The 470-nt window shown below is 59.8% G+C and carries 1 protein-coding gene and 1 pseudogene; both read right to left on the bottom strand.

What is annotated here, in order from left to right; all coding sequences use genetic code 11:
- A partial coding sequence (locus AC1DKD_RS42035) for a cbb3-type cytochrome c oxidase subunit I (protein ID WP_477144840.1) occupies positions 1 to 215 on the bottom strand: 215 nt, incomplete at its 3' end.
- Between the two features lie 58 nt (positions 216 to 273).
- A pseudogene (locus AC1DKD_RS42030) lies at positions 274 to 470 on the bottom strand (hypothetical protein); the annotation flags it as partial.

Raw genomic sequence — 470 nt, 5'->3', positions numbered from 1 at the left:
ACGGTGCCGTGCATGGTGAACAGCTGGTTGTACTGTTCCTTGGTCTGCAGGATCTGCATGCCGGGCTCAAAGAGTTCGGCGCGGATCAGCAGCGCCATCACGCCGCCGAGGCAGAAGAACACGAAGGACGCAATCAGGTACATGTACCCGATGGTCTTGTGGTCCGTGGAGGTGATCCAGTTGACGACGATGCGCCCCTTGGATTTGGGTACCACGGGAGCCGACAGGACTCCCGCAGGTGCGGATTGGGTGTACGTAGCCACGTCGCTCCCCTTACTTGGTTTCGTTCAGGTTCGGGTTGCGGTCGTACTCAACACCGAGCAGGCCGGTGTTGCCTGCAGCCTTGAGCTGGTCCATGTGGGCCTGGAATTCGGATTCCGACACCACCTTCACGCGGAACAGCATTTCGGAGTGGTACTCGCCGCAGAGTTCGGCACACTTACCGTCGTAGGTGCCCTCTTTAGTGGGGG

This window comes from Cupriavidus sp. 05T313 (assembly GCF_056396665.1).
Note: the sequence above shows the minus strand (reverse complement) of the source record. Positions and strands in the feature narration are given on the sequence as shown.